14 protein-coding genes are annotated in these 18,078 nt (G+C 44.9%); 3 read left to right on the top strand and 11 right to left on the bottom strand.

Annotated elements, in window-relative coordinates; genetic code table 11:
- Positions 1-194: 194 nt before the first annotated feature.
- Entirely contained in the window at positions 195-1,076 is an 882-nt protein-coding gene (locus KIV41_RS15715) for a LysR family transcriptional regulator (protein ID WP_171358189.1), read from the bottom strand.
- Positions 1,077-1,265: 189 nt separating this feature from the next.
- Here KIV41_RS15715 and KIV41_RS15710 point away from each other — a divergent pair, with 189 nt between their 5' ends.
- Complete coding sequence (locus KIV41_RS15710) at positions 1,266-2,462, top strand: MFS transporter (RefSeq protein WP_171358188.1); 1,197 nt, start codon at positions 1,266-1,268, stop codon at positions 2,460-2,462.
- A gap of 320 nt (positions 2,463-2,782) precedes the next feature.
- Here KIV41_RS15710 and KIV41_RS15700 read toward each other — a convergent pair whose 3' ends face one another.
- Positions 2,783-3,679: an SDR family oxidoreductase gene (locus tag KIV41_RS15700; RefSeq protein ID WP_285336975.1), complete on the bottom strand. Its 897-nt coding sequence runs from the start codon at positions 3,677-3,679 to the stop codon at positions 2,783-2,785.
- Positions 3,680-3,867: 188 nt separating this feature from the next.
- Here KIV41_RS15700 and KIV41_RS15695 point away from each other — a divergent pair, with 188 nt between their 5' ends.
- On the top strand, positions 3,868-4,752 hold the full coding sequence (locus KIV41_RS15695) for a LysR family transcriptional regulator (protein WP_285336974.1): 885 nt from the start codon (positions 3,868-3,870) through the stop codon (positions 4,750-4,752).
- Between the two features lie 105 nt (positions 4,753-4,857).
- On the opposite strand, the gene KIV41_RS15690 is transcribed toward KIV41_RS15695, so the two are convergent.
- Positions 4,858-6,462: a S8 family peptidase gene (locus tag KIV41_RS15690; protein ID WP_285336973.1), complete on the bottom strand. Its 1,605-nt coding sequence runs from the start codon at positions 6,460-6,462 to the stop codon at positions 4,858-4,860.
- 633 nt (positions 6,463-7,095) lie between these two features.
- On the opposite strand from KIV41_RS15690, the gene KIV41_RS15685 reads away from it, so the two are divergent.
- Positions 7,096-8,082: a cytochrome-c peroxidase gene (locus tag KIV41_RS15685; RefSeq protein WP_045481884.1), complete on the top strand. Its 987-nt coding sequence runs from the start codon at positions 7,096-7,098 to the stop codon at positions 8,080-8,082.
- Positions 8,083-8,160: 78 nt separating this feature from the next.
- On the opposite strand, the gene KIV41_RS15680 is transcribed toward KIV41_RS15685, so the two are convergent.
- From KIV41_RS15680 to KIV41_RS15645, 8 genes are all read right to left on the bottom strand, one after another.
- Positions 8,161-9,009: an alpha/beta fold hydrolase gene (locus KIV41_RS15680; RefSeq protein WP_285336972.1), complete on the bottom strand. Its 849-nt coding sequence runs from the start codon at positions 9,007-9,009 to the stop codon at positions 8,161-8,163.
- Between the two features lie 267 nt (positions 9,010-9,276).
- Entirely contained in the window at positions 9,277-10,701 is a 1,425-nt protein-coding gene (locus KIV41_RS15675; protein WP_285336971.1) for an aspartate kinase, read from the bottom strand.
- An 81-nt stretch (positions 10,702-10,782) separates the two neighbouring features.
- Positions 10,783-11,169 (bottom strand): ectoine synthase, encoded by a 387-nt coding sequence (locus KIV41_RS15670; protein WP_285336970.1) that lies wholly within the window; start codon positions 11,167-11,169, stop codon positions 10,783-10,785.
- A gap of 13 nt (positions 11,170-11,182) precedes the next feature.
- Positions 11,183-12,448 carry a diaminobutyrate--2-oxoglutarate transaminase gene (gene ectB / locus KIV41_RS15665; RefSeq protein WP_285336969.1) on the bottom strand — a complete coding sequence of 422 codons (1,266 nt, stop codon included), beginning with the start codon at positions 12,446-12,448 and terminating at the stop codon, positions 11,183-11,185.
- A gap of 35 nt (positions 12,449-12,483) precedes the next feature.
- Complete coding sequence (ectA, locus tag KIV41_RS15660; RefSeq protein WP_252040503.1) at positions 12,484-13,017, bottom strand: diaminobutyrate acetyltransferase; 534 nt, start codon at positions 13,015-13,017, stop codon at positions 12,484-12,486.
- 343 nt (positions 13,018-13,360) lie between these two features.
- Positions 13,361-15,025 carry a BCCT family transporter gene (locus KIV41_RS15655; protein WP_009704320.1) on the bottom strand — a complete coding sequence of 555 codons (1,665 nt, stop codon included), beginning with the start codon at positions 15,023-15,025 and terminating at the stop codon, positions 13,361-13,363.
- Positions 15,026-15,250: 225 nt separating this feature from the next.
- A complete protein-coding gene (locus KIV41_RS15650) occupies positions 15,251-16,000 on the bottom strand; it encodes a 3'-5' exonuclease (RefSeq protein ID WP_285336968.1) in 750 nt (249 codons plus the stop codon).
- The gene (locus KIV41_RS15645) at positions 15,997-17,877 is read right to left on the bottom strand and encodes a DUF294 nucleotidyltransferase-like domain-containing protein (protein ID WP_054823531.1); all 1,881 of its coding nucleotides are present in this window, start codon (positions 17,875-17,877) and stop codon (positions 15,997-15,999) included. Before KIV41_RS15645 ends, KIV41_RS15650 begins: the two co-directional genes overlap by 4 nt.
- Positions 17,878-18,078: the final 201 nt, after the last annotated feature.

Here is an 18,078-nt window from a genome sequence, read left to right as displayed (position 1 = left end):
CCTAGGAAGAATACCGGCAACCCATCCCATCATATTGATAGCCACAAAGACAAATAATATTTGCTAAAGAGTTCAAGAATGTACCCGTAATGGTCCTGTTATATGTCGAAGTACCGTGGGACTTTAAAGTTTTTGCCTAAGAAGCCTGAAAAAGTAGTGTAAGCAAGGCGTGGACTCACCTCACGTTGAACCATTTACAGGTCTAATTTAGGCTGAATAAAATCAATGAACGCAGAAATCCTCTTGGCGACAGAAGAAGATTTATAATAAACCGCATTGATTTGTTCTCTACCGGAGTGACTGATTTTTTCTCCCTCTAATAAAGAAATTAATCTTCCCTCAGCAATGTCTTCCTTAACCATAAACCCTGACAGACAGGCGATCCCATTCCCCGTCAACGCGAGCTGCCTAACTGTTTCGCCATTACTTGAGGTGAGCGTTGGTGTCAGTCCTGAAAATCCTTTTAGAGGCCATTCATTAAGTGTTTTGGGCGTAGAAAATCCGATGGTATCGTGATGTTCCAAATCACTATTCTTACTAGGAAAGCCGCGCTTTGATAAATAATCAGGTGAAGCAACAATGTAAAGTAAACTTCTGCCAAGAGGCCTAGCATGTAACGTTGAATCATTTAATGCACCGATACGAATAGCGATATCGGTTTTCTTCTCTAGCAAATCAACAAAACCTTCATTAGAGGTCAACTCCAACTCAATATCAGGATAGGCTTGATTAAATGGTTGTACTAGCGGAACCAACTGATGAAATACAAATGGACTGGCGGCATCGACGCGTAACTTCCCTTTGGGTAATTCGCCTCGGGATATGATTTCATCTTCCGCTTGTTGTAGCTGCATAAGCCCTATTCGCACCGACTCAACAAATTGTCGCCCCTCATCCGTTAGCTCAATACGTCTTGTTGTTCGGTTTAAGATCGTCACACCAAGCTGGTTTTCCACCTTACTCACCGCTCGCGATGCCCGTGCCACCTGTATATTTAAGCTGTCTGCTGCCGCTGTAAATCCGCCAGTATCGATCACAGAAAGTAGAATTTCTAAATCATCCGATTTTGTGCGCATTTTTACCTACCATTTTCTGAACGGTTTAATTTTAATTATTGCATTTATAACAAATATCATTTGTTAAATAACCTATTTTTTGCAATGGAAATTCAACGCAGAATCTCTCCACCAAATCAGGACTCAGCAACATCTTGATAAACACATTCGCTGCTGTGTACTAGAACCTAACAGAAGAGAGTAAATGATATGCCATTAGCACTTCTCGCATTGACGCTCAGCGCCTTTGCAATCGGAACAACGGAGTTTGTGATCGTGGGTTTGATCCCGACCATGGCTTCTGACCTAAACGTTTCACTACCATCCGCAGGACTACTAGTGAGCCTTTATGCACTGGGTGTTGCGATTGGCGCACCTGTTTTAACAGCGCTAACGGGAAAGTGGAACCGTAAGCACGTACTCATTACTGTTATGTCACTGTTTGTTGTTGGTAACTTATTGGCATGGCAAGCACCTGGTTACAACACCCTAATCATTGCCCGCATTTTGACGGGTTTAGCCCATGGCGTGTTTTTCTCTATCGGATCTACGATTGCGACAGGACTAGTGCCCAAAGAAAAAGCAGCCAGCGCGATTGCAATTATGTTTACGGGGTTAACAGTAGCATTAGTAACGGGAGTGCCGCTCGGTACATACATCGGTCAAACTTTTGGTTGGCAATCGACTTTTCTAATTGTTGCTTTGTTGGGGTTGATCGCGTTGGTTGGTAGTATTTTCTTAGTGCCAAGCAACCTGAAGCAGCCAGCAGCGGCCAAATTATCATCACAATTAAAAGTACTAACTCAACCAAGGTTACTACTGGTTTATGCAATTACGGCACTCGGCTACGGTGGAACATTTACTGCTTTCACTTTCCTTGCTCCAATTTTGCAACAGGAAACAGGATTCAACGCCAATGCTATCAGCCTTATTATGCTGGTATACGGTGTATCCGTGGCGATTGGTAATATTTGGGGCGGTAAAATGGCCGATAAAATGGGGCCGATTAAAGCATTAACGATTATTTTTTCGGGACTAGCCACTATTTTAGTTGTATTTAACTTTACCGCCGTTAACCCTATCGCTGCGGTGGCGACCATTTTAGTTTGGGGTGCCTTCGCATTCGGTAACGTTCCTGGACTACAAGTTTATGTGGTCAAACTAGCCGAAAAATTCACTCCCGATGCGGTAGATGTCGCATCTGGCTTAAACATTGCGGCGTTTAACGTTGGCATTGCTCTTGGCTCTTGGGGTGGTGGTATGATTGTATCTGAATTGGGATTGATGCATACCCCGTGGATTGGTGCTGTGATAGTGATCGTCGCACTCTTTCTTACTCGAATGAGTGGACGCCTAGATAAACGTACAGAGAGTCGGTGGGAAGAAGAGAGCCTACTTATAGATTAGGCCTCATAACGCTCTGTTAAGGTGTGAGCAAGGCAATACTGGAGCCGCCGCATGCCATCTTAAACGCTAAATGCAACGCAAAGCAAAAATGCCAAGCGTTGCAAATCACTCTTAAACAGTTTGTTGCAGGCACTATTACAGTTTGTTTTGGTAAAGATCACTCTCTGGCAAAACCTTACCTAGCTATTCGTATCCATGCTCTGGACGTTAGTAATGAAATTCATACTCTCGTTTTGACGGATAAATTTGCGGGTATCTGCTACTAGAACTTAACGCCTCTTTTTTCCTCATCTATACCGTCCTAAATAAGGTTGTGTATCTTAGACGTTCACCAGCTTATGTAGTTCTGCTTTATTCTCCTCAAGCCACGCCTCAAAGTTTTGCGGTTGTTTACCAGTCAGCTTTTCAAACGCTTCACTCGTACCATCTGAATAGTTTCCTCTGTTGTGTTTGTCCATTGTGACGCACAACTCTACGATTGGTGCAGGCAGTTCAAACGACTCAAGCTTCGCTTGGTAATCCTCATCAGATAAGTCCACCATAGTAATCGATGTACCCAGTACTTTATCTATCACTTTCGCCATTTCTGCGTGTGTCATAGATTGCGCGCCGTTCATTGGCAAGATCACTTTTCCTTGTGCTGGTTTTACTAAAGCAGACGCCGCTGCAAAAGCCAGATCTTTACGTGACAGTTGAGCCGAGCGACCTTCTGCTGCCGACGTCAACCAATAACCGGATTGCAGAATGCTGGCAAAGTACTCGGCCAAGTTTTCAAAATACCAGTTGTTGCGCGTGATGGTGGCATTAGGGATGCTGCTTTGTTTAATCGCATTTTCGGTAGCTTCGTGCTCATGAGCAAACATCACTGGCGAGCTTTCTGCTGAAGGCATGGATGTGTAGGCAATATGGTTCACTCCTACTTTTTCGGCTGCCGATACCGCATTCAAGTGTGCTTGAGTACGAGGACCAGAAGCGTCAATGCTGATCAGTAGCATGCTGTCTGCTCCTTGGAATGCTTTCTCTAATGACTCTGGGCTAGAAAAATCCGCTTCGCGAACATCTACACCTTGGCTTGCTAACGCTTGTAGTTTATCTGCGTTACGAGTGGTCACAATCAATTGGCTTGGTTGAACATTTAGGTCTTCAAGCAATGCTTTTACGACTTGTGAACCTAGTTTACCTGATGCGCCTGTTACTAGAATTTTGCGATCTGACATGATGGTTTCTCCATTCAATTCTTACATTATTTCTTTCTGAATAAGGCGGAAATGACCAAGCTGTTTTGGCTTCCCGCTGTCGATGGAGACACTATATCGTTTGATGATTGATAGATAATTAGCCTTTGATTAAACTAATTGTTCATTCTGACTAAACAATAATAAATAGCTTTTGGAAAGTAATCGGTATGATCTCACTCGATGACATGATGGTCTTTGCTAAAGTGGCAGAGAAACAATCCTTTACTCAAGCAGCGGACGATCTTGATATTGGCAAGGCACGCGTCTCGCAGATCGTCTCTAAGCTCGAACAAGCGCTGAATACTCGTCTGTTGCATCGCACCACTCGCTCGCTTTCGTTGACTGACGCTGGGTTACGTTACTACGAGAAATGCAAACTGATTGGTGATATCGCCTCAGAAGCGAATGCAGAAACACAAGACGCCAATCAAATCCCAAGTGGGACGATTCGTATCTCCACGCCTAGCTCAGCTTTGGTCGATATATTGAGTGAGTTCTTACACCTCTATCCGGAAATCAAACTCGACATTATTGAGAGCGACAGTTACAGCAATCTGATTGAATCTCGTTGTGATATTGCATTGCGCGCCTCTTCCGCTTTGGAAGATTCGAGTTTATATGCGGTTAGGCTGGGCTATTTTCGCGACATGATTTGCGCTACGCCAACCTATCTCAGCAAGGTAGAAACGGTATTGGCACCAGAAGATCTTCTCTCGTTGGATTGGATTAGCCACCATATCGTTCACGGCGATAAGCAACTCACGATGACCAACAGCCAAGGTCAGGTCACGCGCTTGGTTCACAGTCCAAAAGTGCAAGTGAGAACCGCTGCGACAGTCAAAGAATTCGTTTTGAATCATCTTGGGTTTGCCATCATGCCAAGCTTTATGATGAAGGAAGAATTAGCGCGAGGAGATTTAGTTCGCATTCTACCCGATGTGCACGATTTAGAGATTCCGATTTATGCGGTGTACCAAGAGAAAGCCTTGATGCCGCTTCGAGTTCGCACTCTCATTGAGTTCTTGAAGCAAAAGACTGATGCGTTTGAATAACGTCGAACGTCTCCTATGAAACTCAGTAATCCTCAAGCACGTATTGCCAAAAGAAAAGCCCACCGGAAAGTGGGCTTTGTTCTCTTGTAATAACGAGAATAATAACTAGTAGCTCGCTTGAATGCTGACACCACTATAGTTTGAGTAACCTTGAATCATGACGTGGTAGCGTCCACTTTGTGTTGCGCTGACCGTACATGTCTCATTGTTACCGTATTTGAAAGGTCGACAGTCCCATGAATTCAGGGCTGGTTTTGCACCAAAACGTAGATACAAGTCAGCATCACCACTGCCACCATACATCTGTACTGTTAGGCGCTGTCCCGCTTCTACATCAACATAGTAATACGCGACTTGACCGGTTGAACCACTTAAACCGCTCACTGGCACACCCGAGGTTAACTTGCCTTCTGGGTCCGGTGTTGGATCAGGGCCACCACAGTCTTGGCCACAATCTGCATCGGTTAAGCTATAAAGTAGCTTGTTCACGCTGCCTCTTGTATCCGTCACCTTTCCGCTTGTTGCGCGGCTAACGATCAAGGCCTCTACTTGGCTTGGCGACAACGAACTGTTTTCTTGAAGATACAGTGCTGCTACACCCGCTACATGTGGTGTCGCCATCGAAGTACCACTAATGGTTTTGTAGCCACCGTCATACCATGCAGATTTGATTTGTGAGCCTGGCGCAAACACATCCACACAGCTGCCCCAGTTTGAAAAACTCGAACGTGCATCCGTGCTGGTGGTCGAGCCGACAGTTACACCAGTAGCAACGCGCGCTGGAGAGTAGTTACACGCATCGGCATTGGAGTTACCTGCCGCAAGCATAAAGCTGACACCCGATTGAACCGCACTTTGCACCGCGCTATCGAGAGCGACAGATTGACCGCCACCCAAACTCATATTGGCGACTGAAGGTCCGGAAGCATTCGCAGCCACCCAATCCACACCGGCGATAACACCAGATGTAGAACCCGATCCGCTACAGCTCAATACTCTCACGCCGACAAGGTTGACGTTTTTCGCAACACCATACAAGCTGCCGCCAATGGTGCCCGCAACGTGTGTACCGTGTCCATTACAGTCACTTGCATCTGCATCGTTGTCGACAAAGTCATACCCAGAAAACGAGCGCCCACCGAACTCAACATGCGCATTGTTCACACCAGTATCGATAACATAAGCCGTTACCCCAGTCCCATCAAAGTTGGCACTGTAGTTGTTATTGAGTGGTAAGTTGCGTTGGTCGATTCGGTCTAGCCCCCAAATGGCATTGGATTGATTTGCGTCTGCCGAGACTATTGGGTCAAGCGATAGAATTCTGTCCTGCTCGATATAATCCACACGAGGATCAGAACGCAGATCTTTTAGTTGCTCAGGACTCAAGTTAGCGACAAATCCTCCGATCGAGTGGTCGAAAACCGACTCCACTTGTATCGAATACAAACCGGACATTCGGTCTACAGACTGTTGCGTGAATTGCTCGAATTCCGTTGAGTTACTCGCCATCATTTGCGGTTGTTGAAATACCACTATGTAGCGATCTGCAATGGCGATGTCGTCCGGAGCAAGCATCAAAGTGGCAGGCAATGCGTCGGGAGCTTGTTGTAACTCTGCACTGTCCGCAATCTCATTAGATTGCGAAAAAGCGATAGAAGAATGAAAACAGAGTGCCGAGGTGATACAACAACTTAGTAGTTTCTTTAACATAAAATGTTCCTTGAAATCATAGTCTTGTTGATTTTTACCTAGTACCAAACTGTCAACACGAAAACACAGACAATCAGCGTAGTACGCTCAATACGTGCTGCAGTGACGTTACACAAATCAAACTAGACAATGAGCAACCATATGCATAACTGATAATAATTCACATACTCAGAAACATGATCAATAACCAAGCTTTATTGAAATTGAAATGCAAAAACTCATTTAGACTTAGAGCAAAATCCCTAAAATAGAATAATTCTACACACCTGACTTATTGCCTGTTATATACCCCACTCTTACCGATAATTTACGCAATAAAAACCGAGCCTCTCCTATATCTTAGGTTTTTCGCCTACCAAGGTTCACTTGATTGCATAATTGACCTAAATCAACGAACTTGTAGTTTATATTCTTTGCATATTTGTAAATGAAAGGTGACCAACTGCTTGGGAAGCTAGCAAAATCAAATCGTGCAAAGTTTGTGCGTTTTTAACATCGTTTTTTGCCATAAAAACCATCGATTTTTTGCATTTTATCGAATAAAACGATTGCTATACCGTGACTTCCAGAGCGTACCAATAAGAAGTACGCCGCCCTAGTGAGAATGAAAAATCACTTAAAAAGGAAGTTATTATGAAAACTCTTATAGCAGTGAGCGTCTTGTCAGTCCTATCTTTCGGTGCCTACGCAGAGCGCCAATCCGCAGAGCCCATCAAGGTGATCGAACCGGTTGCTGGACTTGATGCGAAGAAAGTAGAACTGGGTAAAACGTTGTGGTTTGAACCTCGTTTATCCGCCTCCAACACCATTTCTTGTAACTCTTGCCATAACATCGCAAAAGGTGGCGTCGATAACCTACCAAGCTCCATTGGTCATAAATGGGCAATTGGCCCTATCAACTCACCAACGGTGTTTAACTCGGATTTGAACTTTGTTCAGTTTTGGAATGGACGCGCAAAAGATTTGCAAGAGCAAGCGGCTGGCCCGATCGAAAACCCACTTGAGATGGCCTTTAGTCACCAGCTTGCGATCGACACGCTCAAGTCGATTCCTCAATACCGCGAGTGGTTTAAACAAGCCTACGGCAGTGAGACGATCACCATTGATAACGTGACTGACGCAATTGCGACCTTTGAACAAACCTTACGCACACCAAACGCACCGTTCGATCTTTGGTTGAAGGGCGACGATAAAGCACTAACAACAGCGCAGGTCGAAGGCTACAACTTGTTTAAAGCGAAAGGTTGTACAGCGTGTCACAGCGGCCCTCTCGCCGGTGGTCAAATGTACCAAAAGATGGGCTTAGTGAAGCCGTTTGCAACGGATAACCCAGATGTTGGACGTAAAGCGATCACGGGTAATGATTTCGATAAGTTTGTGTTCAAAGTTCCGACACTACGTAACATCGAACTCACCTATCCGTACTTCCACGACGGTTCGGTTTGGGATCTAGAGGAAGCAGTAGCAATGATGGCCGACCTTCAGCTTGGTCAGAAACTGACGAAAGAAGAGTCGGTCAAAATTACTGAGTTCTTACGCTCATTAACGGGTGACCAACCAGAGGTAACACTTCCTCATCTTCCACCATCAACCAACGAGACGGCACGTCCAAATATCTAAGTTGATGAATGAAATACTTCAAAGGAGCCAGCTTGGGCTCCTTTGCTTTGTTTGTTTGTATAGATAGACGTGATTGAATTAACTCGTTGCGACTAATTCGCTCATCACTTTCACAAATCGTTCTGGTTGCTCTAGCATTGGTGTGTGAGCCGATTCTGCAATGATTTCGAGATTCATATCTGCCTCTCCAAAATCAATCTGATCCCATGATGAAACTGGCGCAATGCTGAAATCTTTCTCTCCACTGATCACTAATACCTGTACAGTGGGAAGTTGCTGATAAATCGCCGTATCAAATTCAGCAAACACTTCTCCCCAAAGCTCATCTAACAAAGCAGTATGGGTTGGAAACCCTTCCCACAACGGCAGTTCATTAAACTCAGGATCATACCAACGCATCGCGCCTAATCGATGGCACAAGTGAACGAATTTTCGCTCCGGATTTTGCTCAATGTCGCGAGCAAGTAATGGGAAATTACGTTCGAAAACTTGCTTTCTCTCCTTGTCCGTTTCTTGTTCCCAACGTTGAAATTGGAACGCCTGCATTTGTGGTGACAAATTTGGTGAGATGTTCGCAAGCACTAAACCTTCAACATATTGAGGAAACTTCACAGCAAAATGGGTTGCCATTAATGCATGCCCAGAATGACCAAACATCCACGCTTTTTCGATGCCGAGCTTATCCATGACCAATTTAATGTCAGCACTGATGGCCTCTAACGTTGCGTCAGTTGCATTGGGAATAACGTCGCACTCAGCAAAGCCACGATGATCGACAAAGACACATTGGAAATGGTCGAACAATGCAGTTGGCGTGACACGCAAATAGTAATCTGCGCTGCCGATAATAACTAAAGGGATACCGCTGCCACGAACGATAATTTTAAGGTGGTAATGACCGGATTGAATGGTTTGATTCTTATTCATGATGTTTACCTAATTTAATTCGAGTTTGTTCCCTCCGAATATCAGAGTAGAACGTGAAGTTTGAAAAATCAGGCAAGTGTCGTCAGCGAATAAGTTTCATGTGTTAGTTGAGGTAAATACTGAGGAACAAAAATTCTATCTAGCTAACCCTATATGTTCAAGTGTCTTGATCTTTGTTGACGGACACAAAAAAGGGACGATAAACACGCCCCTTCTTTTCTATTAGCAGCTAACCGTTGCCTAATAGTTAACTGCCGTCAATCAACTTCAAGCGACATTCGCCGACTTACTTGTATCGCTGTCTTGTTCAAAGAACTCTTCATGTAGCGCACAAATTGCTTCTTTATACTCGTCGTCACTCACAACAAACTGCACGTTAACGTTTCTCATTGATGAGTGGAGAGCAATGGGTGTCACGTCGCGATTCATCAGTGCAAAAACGCCTTTAGCTAACGTTTTATTGGTATCGATTTGAGAACCGATTGCAGAGATGAGCGCTACCATGCGTCCATTAATTGAGGCTTGTGGATAGCGTTTCTCTACTTTGTAGCGCACTTTGTTTAAGCTCTCTACACTGCCGCCTAGATAATAGGTGATAGAGTTTGCGTTCATCTCCTTCCCTATGAGATTGACGCGAGCATCTGCGATAATCTCCATCAACTCGTAGCTGACGTTGTCTACCTTTCCAACCATGGTTTGATCAAATAGATGAAGCGCAAATACTTTCTGCTTACCGGCAATGATTTCAATGCGATCACTCTCCGGACGATAATCTGCAGAGATCAGTGTCCCTTTATGTTCTGGTTCAAACGTATTTTTGATCTGTAATTCAATCCCACTTTCACGCAGTCCTGCTGCTGCATTTGGGTGAATCGCTTCCATACCAAGATTCGCTAACTGATCGGCCACATCATAATTGGTCGTTCCAATTGGATTGACACGCTCAACACCAACAACCCTTGGGTCTGCAGAGCTTAAATGGTATTCCTTATGAATTATCGCCAAGTCAGCTTTGGTTGTTGCAGCAATTCGGCTAAAGGTCATTTCGCTATAGCCTCGATCATAAGTGAGCATCAGCCCTTCTTTGCAATACGCATAACCCGTCACGATTGGCAGCTCTTGGGTCACATCTATTTTTTCAAACGCTTCACGTATTGTCTCATCTAAACTACGAGGTTGTTGGTTATCCCAACCGGATAGGTCAACAAAGGTCGAGTTAATACCCATGTTCTTTAGCTTTAAGGCGGTGTTATAAGCGCTGTGCGCTTCGCCAATGGATGAAAGAAACTCACGAATTTGCGGTAAGTACTGGCGCAGAGAAAACTGCCCGTATTGGCAAGTTTCTAGGATATTGGTTACGCATATTTTTGCTTCTGAAATGCGAGAACGAATGAACTTGTCCGCGCGCATACGATTCATCGGATCGGCAAAAATATGTTCGTTTGTCAGCAGCATACGGCTTTCAACATAGGCGAGTGCGTCTTGCCAAGTTTCATCTCGTTTAGCGATAAGCTGATAGACACCTGGCTTACTGGTTTTTTTACATTCCAATAGAGCGTCTGTCATACCACCATACGCGGAAACAACAAAAATTCGGTTATATGGGTTTTGTGGACGAAGAAGAATGTTGTCGAGTACAGCATCGAATGCTGTCATAGATGTACCGCCGATTTTTTCTACGGTAAATGTCATGAGGGGGCCTTAATGATTGGTAATTTAAAAGAATGGAGAAGAAAAAGGGGTGAAACATCACCCCTTTAAAACATCAGTGGGCTAGTCCACCAGAGGATAAACGCCATTTTCGTCGTGAACTTCCGCACCCGTGATTGGTGGATTGAACACACACGCCATGACCATTTCTTTGTTTTTATAGGCGCGTAAGTAATGCTCGTCATGCTTATCCAGGATGTACAACGTACCCGGTTTGATTGGGTAAGTTTCACCGCCAACGACTTCAATTTCCCCTTCTCCACTCATGCAAAATACAGATTCCAAATGGTTCTGATAATGAATGTGTGTTTCGGTTCCTTTGTATATCGTCGTGATGTGGAATGAGAAGCCCATATTGTCGTCTTTCAATAACATACGGACACTTTCCCAGTTATCAGACACAACTCGTCTTTCGCTATTGCGACACTCATCGAGTGTTCTAACGATCATAATTCTTTCCTTGCTATGATGCTTGTTTGAAAAGTTTGCTTGCGATGGCTTCTACCGAGCCCTCGAAGATATTAAGCCCTTGGGTAAGTTCGGCTTCAGAAATGGTCAATGGGCAAAAGAACTTCACCACCTCATCATTTGGTCCTGCGGTTTCAATCACCATTCCGTTCTCAAAACACGCTTTTGCAATATCACCAGAGATTTCACCGTTCTTACATTCAATACCAATCATCATCCCGCGACCTTTGCGCTGTATAAACATTTCTGGGAATCGTTTTACCGATCGCTGAATGACTTCATCAACCATGCTCGAACAACGCTTGATGTGCGCTTCAAAACGGTCATTTGACCAATATGTTTCAATTGCTTTCGCTGCTGTCACAAACGCATGATTGTTGCCACGGAATGTGCCGTTATGTTCGCCTGGTTTCCATTTATCCAACTCAGGTTTTAATAAAACGATGGCCATTGGTAAACCATAACCGCCAATCGATTTTGACAGCGTTACCATATCGGGCTTAATGCCCGCTGGCTCGAAGCTAAAGAAGGTACCCGTACGACCACAGCCTGCTTGAATGTCGTCAACAATCAATAAGATATCGTGTGCTTTACAAAGTTTGCTAAGACGCTGCAACCATTGGTTAGACGCAACGTTAAGGCCACCTTCACCTTGTACTGTCTCTAATAAAACTGCAGCCGGTTTGTCCATGCCTGCCGAGTTATCTGACAACATGGTTTCAAACAATTTGAGGCCATCAATATCTGCATAACCTTCGAAAGGAATACGAGTAACATTGTTTAAACTAGAACCCGCCCCTTGGCGATGGTGTTGATTACCCGTTGCTGCAAGTGCGCCTGCCGTACAACCATGGAAACCGTTTGTGAAGGCAACGATACTGTTGCGTCCCTTCACTTTTTTTGCCAACTTGATTGCAGCTTCTACGGCATTGGTTCCGGTTGGGCCTGTGAACTGGACTTTGTAATCCAGCCCTCTTGGTTCAAGGATGTATTGATTTAGTGCTTCAAGAAAAGCGGCTTTGGCTTCTGAATGCATGTCCAAGCCGTGTGTAATGCCATCCATTTCAATGTACTCAAGGAGCGCTTGCTTAAGTACTGGATTGTTATGACCGTAATTTAGAGATCCCGCTCCAGCAAGGAAATCGAGGTAGCGTTCGCCTTGTTCTGTTTCTAACCAGGTACCTTTTGCTTTACGAAAGACGACTGGAAAACTGTTCGAGTATGAACGTACGTTGGATTCCTGCTTTTTGAAAATATCCATGATAAGACCGTTATTTGATTCCTATTTTGTGGGGATTACTTGAGGGGAATACGATACAGATACTCGGTATCGTGTTTACCTTTGAAATGATCCTTTTCATCCAAGAAAGTCGTCACTTCGCCGGCGTTTCCATGTTGTGCATCAAGCTTTTTAAATAACGCCCAAGATGCATCATTGGATTTAGTGATTGTGGTTTCGATAGCGTTGATGTCTTCAAGCCCTTCTCGCTGTAGTAAGCGTTCAAGCATTTGAGACGCCAAGCCATTTCCTCTGAAACGAGGGGCAACCGCAACTTGCCAAATGAACAGCACATTAGGTTCATCCGGCTTCTGATAGCCAGAAACAAACCCTGCAATCTCGCCTTTGTGCTCGACCAAAATACAAGTTTTGCTGAAATGGCTAGATTGAAGAAAATTACAATATGACGAGTTCATATCGAGCGGAGGACAATCTGCGATCAAACCATAAATATCGTCGCCATCAGACACGACAGGTTCACGAAAAATCCATTTTTTGCTTGGGTCTTCTCCAATCTCTGGATACATAACCCAAGGGGCTGAGGTAATCATGTGTAGATACATATCCTTCGTACACTAATTAAATTTCCTTTTTATTATGCACACTGATTGTGCATAGAAATCAAACAAAGCCGCTTAAAAACCTTACTTATTTGATCTATGTCGCACTAAGACCAAATGAACATGACTTTAAAAATAGTTTGAGCTCTAATGTATTTATAGGGTAAAAAATAAATTGAAGCCAAATGAGCAAAACATCGTCAATTTCGCACTGGGGAATTGTTTCGAGCAGGAAGAAAGTTGCAGTAGATTGATGGCTAAAGATGAAGAATTCAGATGAGAAAACGGCACGCCGAAGCATGCCGTTTTTTTGTTGTTATGAAGGAAGCTTAAATTACGCTTTCGCTTTCTTCATTGATTTTGATGTTGGGCGAGGCTCATCCATCAAACCTTTCACTAGAGATACCGTTGCAACCAACAATACGATAGTGAATGGCAGACCGGTTGTTACCGCCATCGCTTGTGCAGCCGCTAGACCACCACCAAGCATTAGTGCGATTGCAACTAAGCCTTCGAACGTACACCAGAACACGCGTTGAGGTGTTGGTGCATCTACTTTACCGCCCGCTGCAATCGTATCGATTACAAGAGAGCCAGAGTCCGCTGACGTGATAAAGAACACCACAACCAGAATAATACCTACGATAGACGTGATTTGAGAAAGAGGCATCACATCTAGCATCGCGAACAGTTTAAGTGGAAGCTCTGCGTCAAATACCGCTTGGTAACCATCGTTCACGTATTGGCTGATCGCCGTACCACCGAATGCCGTCATCCATAATACACACACGGTTGATGGGATCAGGATTACACACACGATGAACTCACGAACTGAACGACCACGAGATACACGCGCGATAAACATACCTACGAATGGTGACCATGAAATCCACCAAGCCCAGTAGAACGCAGTCCAGCCTTGAGAGTAGTTCACGTCTTCACGGCCGAATGGCATTGAAAGCGCTGGAACGTTCGCTAGGTAAGACATGATGTTCTCGAAGAAACCAGTCATGATTGCGAGTGTTGGACCTACAACGATCACGAACAAAAGCAATAACGCCGCTAAACCCATGTTGATTTCAGACAGACGTTTTACACCGCTATCCAGACCAGCAACTACCGAGATCAAAGCAAGTGCTGTGATGATCACGATAATCACAACTTGCGTCATATCTGTCATTGGTACACCGAACAGGAAGTTTAGACCTGTTGCTGCTTGTGATGCACCGTAGCCAAGAGACGTCGCAAGACCGAATACCGTCGCGACTACCGCTAGGATATCAATAATGTGACCAGTCCAACCCCAAACGCGCTCGCCAAAAAGAGGGTAGAAAATAGAACGCATCGTTAGAGGTAAGCCCTTGTTGAACGAGAAGATCGCCAAACCAAGCGCCAACAGTGCGTAGATTGACCAAGGGTGAAGTGCCCAGTGGTAAATCGTTGCTGCCATACCAAGTGCAGACGCAGCTGATGTGTCACCTTCTGCTGCGCCTAGTGGAGCCCAGTCAGTACGAACACCATTCTCAACGTTCACACCGCCAAGAGCAGCACTGAAGTGAGACATAGGCTCAGATACGCCGAAGAATACCAGACCGATACCCATACCAGCCGCGAACAGCATCGCTAGCCAACCTGCGTACGTGTAATCCGGAGTTGCTTCTGTACCACCGATACGAACGCGACCAAGTGGCGTTACGATCAGGATCAAACACACTACGACAAACACGTTGCCCGCAGATAGGAAGAACCAATCAAGGTTAGAAACAAGCCAACCACGTAGACCCGCGAAAAACGGCTCAACTTGTTGTCTGAATGTCAGTGTTAACACTACGAACAGGATGATCGACATACCTGAAATAGCGAACACACGGTTGTGAATATCAAGTCCAAAAGGACCTACTTTTAGCGCGACGTTATCCTGACCGATCTGGTAATCAGTATCGATCGGGTTCACTTTACCGTCGGGGCGTTGGATACCGCCATTGTTGTCGGTGCTCACGATTTATCTCCTTAAAATACGTGACCAAATTAAAATCTGTGTAGGACTTTGAGTGATGGCTTTCTTGCGTCACTTGCTGCAAAGCTTATTTGCGATCGTTACGTCGCTTTTAGAAGGGTTGCTCTACTTTGTAATTTTAGCGTTAATCGTCCTGATATCGCATTGCATTTTGTTATCAGGACGACTAATTAAATTTATCGCCAATTCATAGACGATATGGATGAGTTATTGCCATATCACGGACAGTGGCATGTCACCATCAAAGTGATACTGCAGCTGGGCTTGAAGCAACTCAGCGGTAGCAAGAGCGTCGGTCAGCGCATGGTGTGGCTGATAAGCTGGCAAATGGTAGCGCTCACGCGCGTGGCCGAGTCGTACAGATCCCGGCTTTTTGCCTTTGAGCTTATTTAACCAACCTTCACACTCACGACGTTGAATCGCGTATTCAATGTCCAACGTATCAACGACTGGAAATTGAATCCCCTCACCCACACTGTTTAACAACGCATTATTGAAGAATTGACGCTCGATATTTTTGTAGTGCACCACCACAATCTTTCCGGCTAACTCATCAAGAATGGCATCCAGAATTTGTTCAAGTTGCGGCGCATTCTTCACTTCGGAATCGGTAATACCGTGGATCACCACAGATTCTTCATTCAGTTCTCGATTTGGATTCACCACCCAATGACGAGAGCCGCTGCACTGTACTCGCCCTAGCGTAAATGGCACCAAACCTATGGTGAGAATGGCATCTTCCTCGGCGTTTAAACCCGTGGTCTCAAAATCGACGGAGACAAACGGTACCTCTTTTAAAGGCGTATCACCATTCACAATAGGCTTAGAGTAATAACGTTTTAATCGAGTATCGTTCGCTTGCTCGGCGAGTTGCTCGAAGAAGATTGGCCAATCAGGTGTCTGGCTGGTATCAAGCAAATCAGTGATATCTTGCTTTTGTTTTGAAAACCACATCATTTGCCACTTCTCTGGTAACGGAACTTAATGTAGTTCTGCGCGTTGCTTAGGATTTGGAATGCGGCTTTTAAGTTGCGACGCTCAAACTCCGACATTTCTTCTGGCTCGATGTTGTTATCCGGCTCTTCCCCGTTTTCGATATCCAATGCTTGATGTCGGATTCGCACCATGTAGATCAACTCCATCGCATCTTTTAAGTCCATACCACGGCCTTTGGGTAAGATGCCCGCGTTGTTGATGTCATCCAGACGTTCAAACGAGTTTTGCGAACGGGAACCAATAGCCAAAGCATGCACACGAATCAGATCCGCCATTGGCGCAGTGCCTCGGCGTTTCAAGTTGATGGAATTGCGGTGACGACCGTCTTTCTCCATCACGAAGTCTTTGAAGAAACCTAGTGGTGGCGTGCGACGAATCGCGTTGTAAGCCATACAAGCCAGGAATCGATTGTTCTTCTTAGCACGACGCACAATGAAGCCGCTCAACTGCTCTGCCCATTTCACACGTCCATGTACACCAAGTAAGTCGAAGAAAATACTGCTGTTGAGAAGTCTCTCTGGTGTTGGATCATCAATCCAGTTCGCAAAGCACTCTTCCCATTCTGAACGCGTTTTGCGCCATTCTGGGTTGGTTGCCATGATGTCGCCTGTACAGTAGGTGTAACCGCATTCGGCTAGTCCATCACAAATGAATTTTGCGAGTTGAGCAAAGTACTCACCATGCAGTGCTGGGTCGTAGCTGTTATCCAGAATCAGCGCGTTGTCTTGGTCTGTGACGATAAGCTGTTCATCACGCGCCATGGAGCCCATTGCCAATAAGCAATAAGGGATTGGCGCAGGACCTAATTCTTGTTCTGCTAACTCTGCCAGTCTCTGTTTAAAGCTGCTGCCAATCACCGACATAGCACGCCCTACCATGTGGGCATTTGCATCTTCACTCACCATTCGCACAAAGCAGTCTTTCACTTGTTTAGAAACCGCTTTGAGATCTTCTACCGAGTTTTGTTGGAAAATAGAGCTCACAAGCAACAAGCTGTTTTGCGATTCATAACGGACGATATCCGTCATGCTAATTACGCCGATTGGCTTTTTGTCTTTAAGAATAGGAAGATGATGGACGTTGTAACGTAGCATTGTCAGCATGGCTTCAAACACGTAAGCACTGTAATCGAGCGATACGACGTCGTAGCTCATCACTTCACTTACAGGAATATCACTGTCTCTACCTTCAGCTAAAACGCGAACACACAGATCCTTCTCGGTCAAAATACCAAGCAGTTGGTCATCGTCGTCTTCAGTAATGTCTTCTTGTGCGCGGACAATCAAAAGCGCAGTAACGCCCTCTTCCGCCATCAAGATTGCCGCCTCACGCACCGTTGCAGTGGCTTCTAGTGTCACTGGCTCGCGGCTTAAGATCTTGCGTGCTTTCGCAGTAGTAAAGTCATTCCCATCTGAGTGGTTTGATACCGCAGTGCGCAGCCTCGCGCTGTCTTCCAATTCCATGAAATCAGCAAAGTTCTCAAACTCGTCACATAGCTCAGTGAAGATCTTCTCTGGAATGCAGTAAACCAAGGTATCTTCTATCGCTTTGGCTGGCATACGGACACGGTTGTTCATCAACAACCCCATTTGTCCAAACAAGCCACCAGCATCGATACGGTTGTACAACTCGCCTTTGCGGCGGAAGATTTCGACCACACCACTGCGGATCATGTACAAATCACGAATGTCATCGCCTTTCTTGAGAATGTCCGTCCCTGCGCGGTAATACGCGACTTCAGCATTCATTGCGATGTTTCTTAAGTGCTCTTCCGGTAAGTCATCAAAAGGTGGGTATTGGCTAATGAAATTGAGTACTTCTAATTGCTCGGCTTCCATTCTTTATTCCATGCATTGCCTAAACTAAGGCGATAAATATCACCAAGAAAATAATCACACAATAAATAAATCGAGAGGTCAGATAAAAAGATTTGTAACCATCGAAAAGCGGAATAATGACTGATTATTATTGAAACGAGTGTGTCGAAAATCGCTTGTTTTCATCTAAAAATGAGCAGTAAAAAACGCAATACATTCACA

Source organism: Vibrio sp. D401a (assembly GCF_030248515.1).
GTDB classification, from domain to species: domain Bacteria; phylum Pseudomonadota; class Gammaproteobacteria; order Enterobacterales; family Vibrionaceae; genus Vibrio; species Vibrio rotiferianus.
Note: the sequence above shows the minus strand (reverse complement) of the source record. Positions and strands in the feature narration are given on the sequence as shown.

Bases quoted from the DNA above. Each gene is read 5' to 3' on its own strand.
- KIV41_RS15715 (WP_171358189.1), bottom strand. From the start codon at position 1,076: ATGCGCACAAAATCGGATGATTTAGAAATTCTACTTTCTGTGATCGAT.
- KIV41_RS15710 (WP_171358188.1), top strand. From the start codon at position 1,266: ATGCCATTAGCACTTCTCGCATTGACGCTCAGCGCCTTTGCAATCGGA.
- KIV41_RS15700 (WP_285336975.1), bottom strand. From the start codon at position 3,679: ATGTCAGATCGCAAAATTCTAGTAACAGGCGCATCAGGTAAACTAGGT.
- KIV41_RS15695 (WP_285336974.1), top strand. From the start codon at position 3,868: ATGATCTCACTCGATGACATGATGGTCTTTGCTAAAGTGGCAGAGAAA.
- KIV41_RS15690 (WP_285336973.1), bottom strand. From the start codon at position 6,462: ATGTTAAAGAAACTACTAAGTTGTTGTATCACCTCGGCACTCTGTTTT.
- KIV41_RS15685 (WP_045481884.1), top strand. From the start codon at position 7,096: ATGAAAACTCTTATAGCAGTGAGCGTCTTGTCAGTCCTATCTTTCGGT.
- KIV41_RS15680 (WP_285336972.1), bottom strand. From the start codon at position 9,009: ATGAATAAGAATCAAACCATTCAATCCGGTCATTACCACCTTAAAATT.
- KIV41_RS15675 (WP_285336971.1), bottom strand. From the start codon at position 10,701: ATGACATTTACCGTAGAAAAAATCGGCGGTACATCTATGACAGCATTC.
- KIV41_RS15670 (WP_285336970.1), bottom strand. From the start codon at position 11,169: ATGATCGTTAGAACACTCGATGAGTGTCGCAATAGCGAAAGACGAGTT.
- ectB (WP_285336969.1), bottom strand. From the start codon at position 12,448: ATGGATATTTTCAAAAAGCAGGAATCCAACGTACGTTCATACTCGAAC.
- ectA (WP_252040503.1), bottom strand. From the start codon at position 13,017: ATGATTACCTCAGCCCCTTGGGTTATGTATCCAGAGATTGGAGAAGAC.
- KIV41_RS15650 (WP_285336968.1), bottom strand. From the start codon at position 16,000: ATGATGTGGTTTTCAAAACAAAAGCAAGATATCACTGATTTGCTTGAT.
- KIV41_RS15645 (WP_054823531.1), bottom strand. From the start codon at position 17,877: ATGGAAGCCGAGCAATTAGAAGTACTCAATTTCATTAGCCAATACCCA.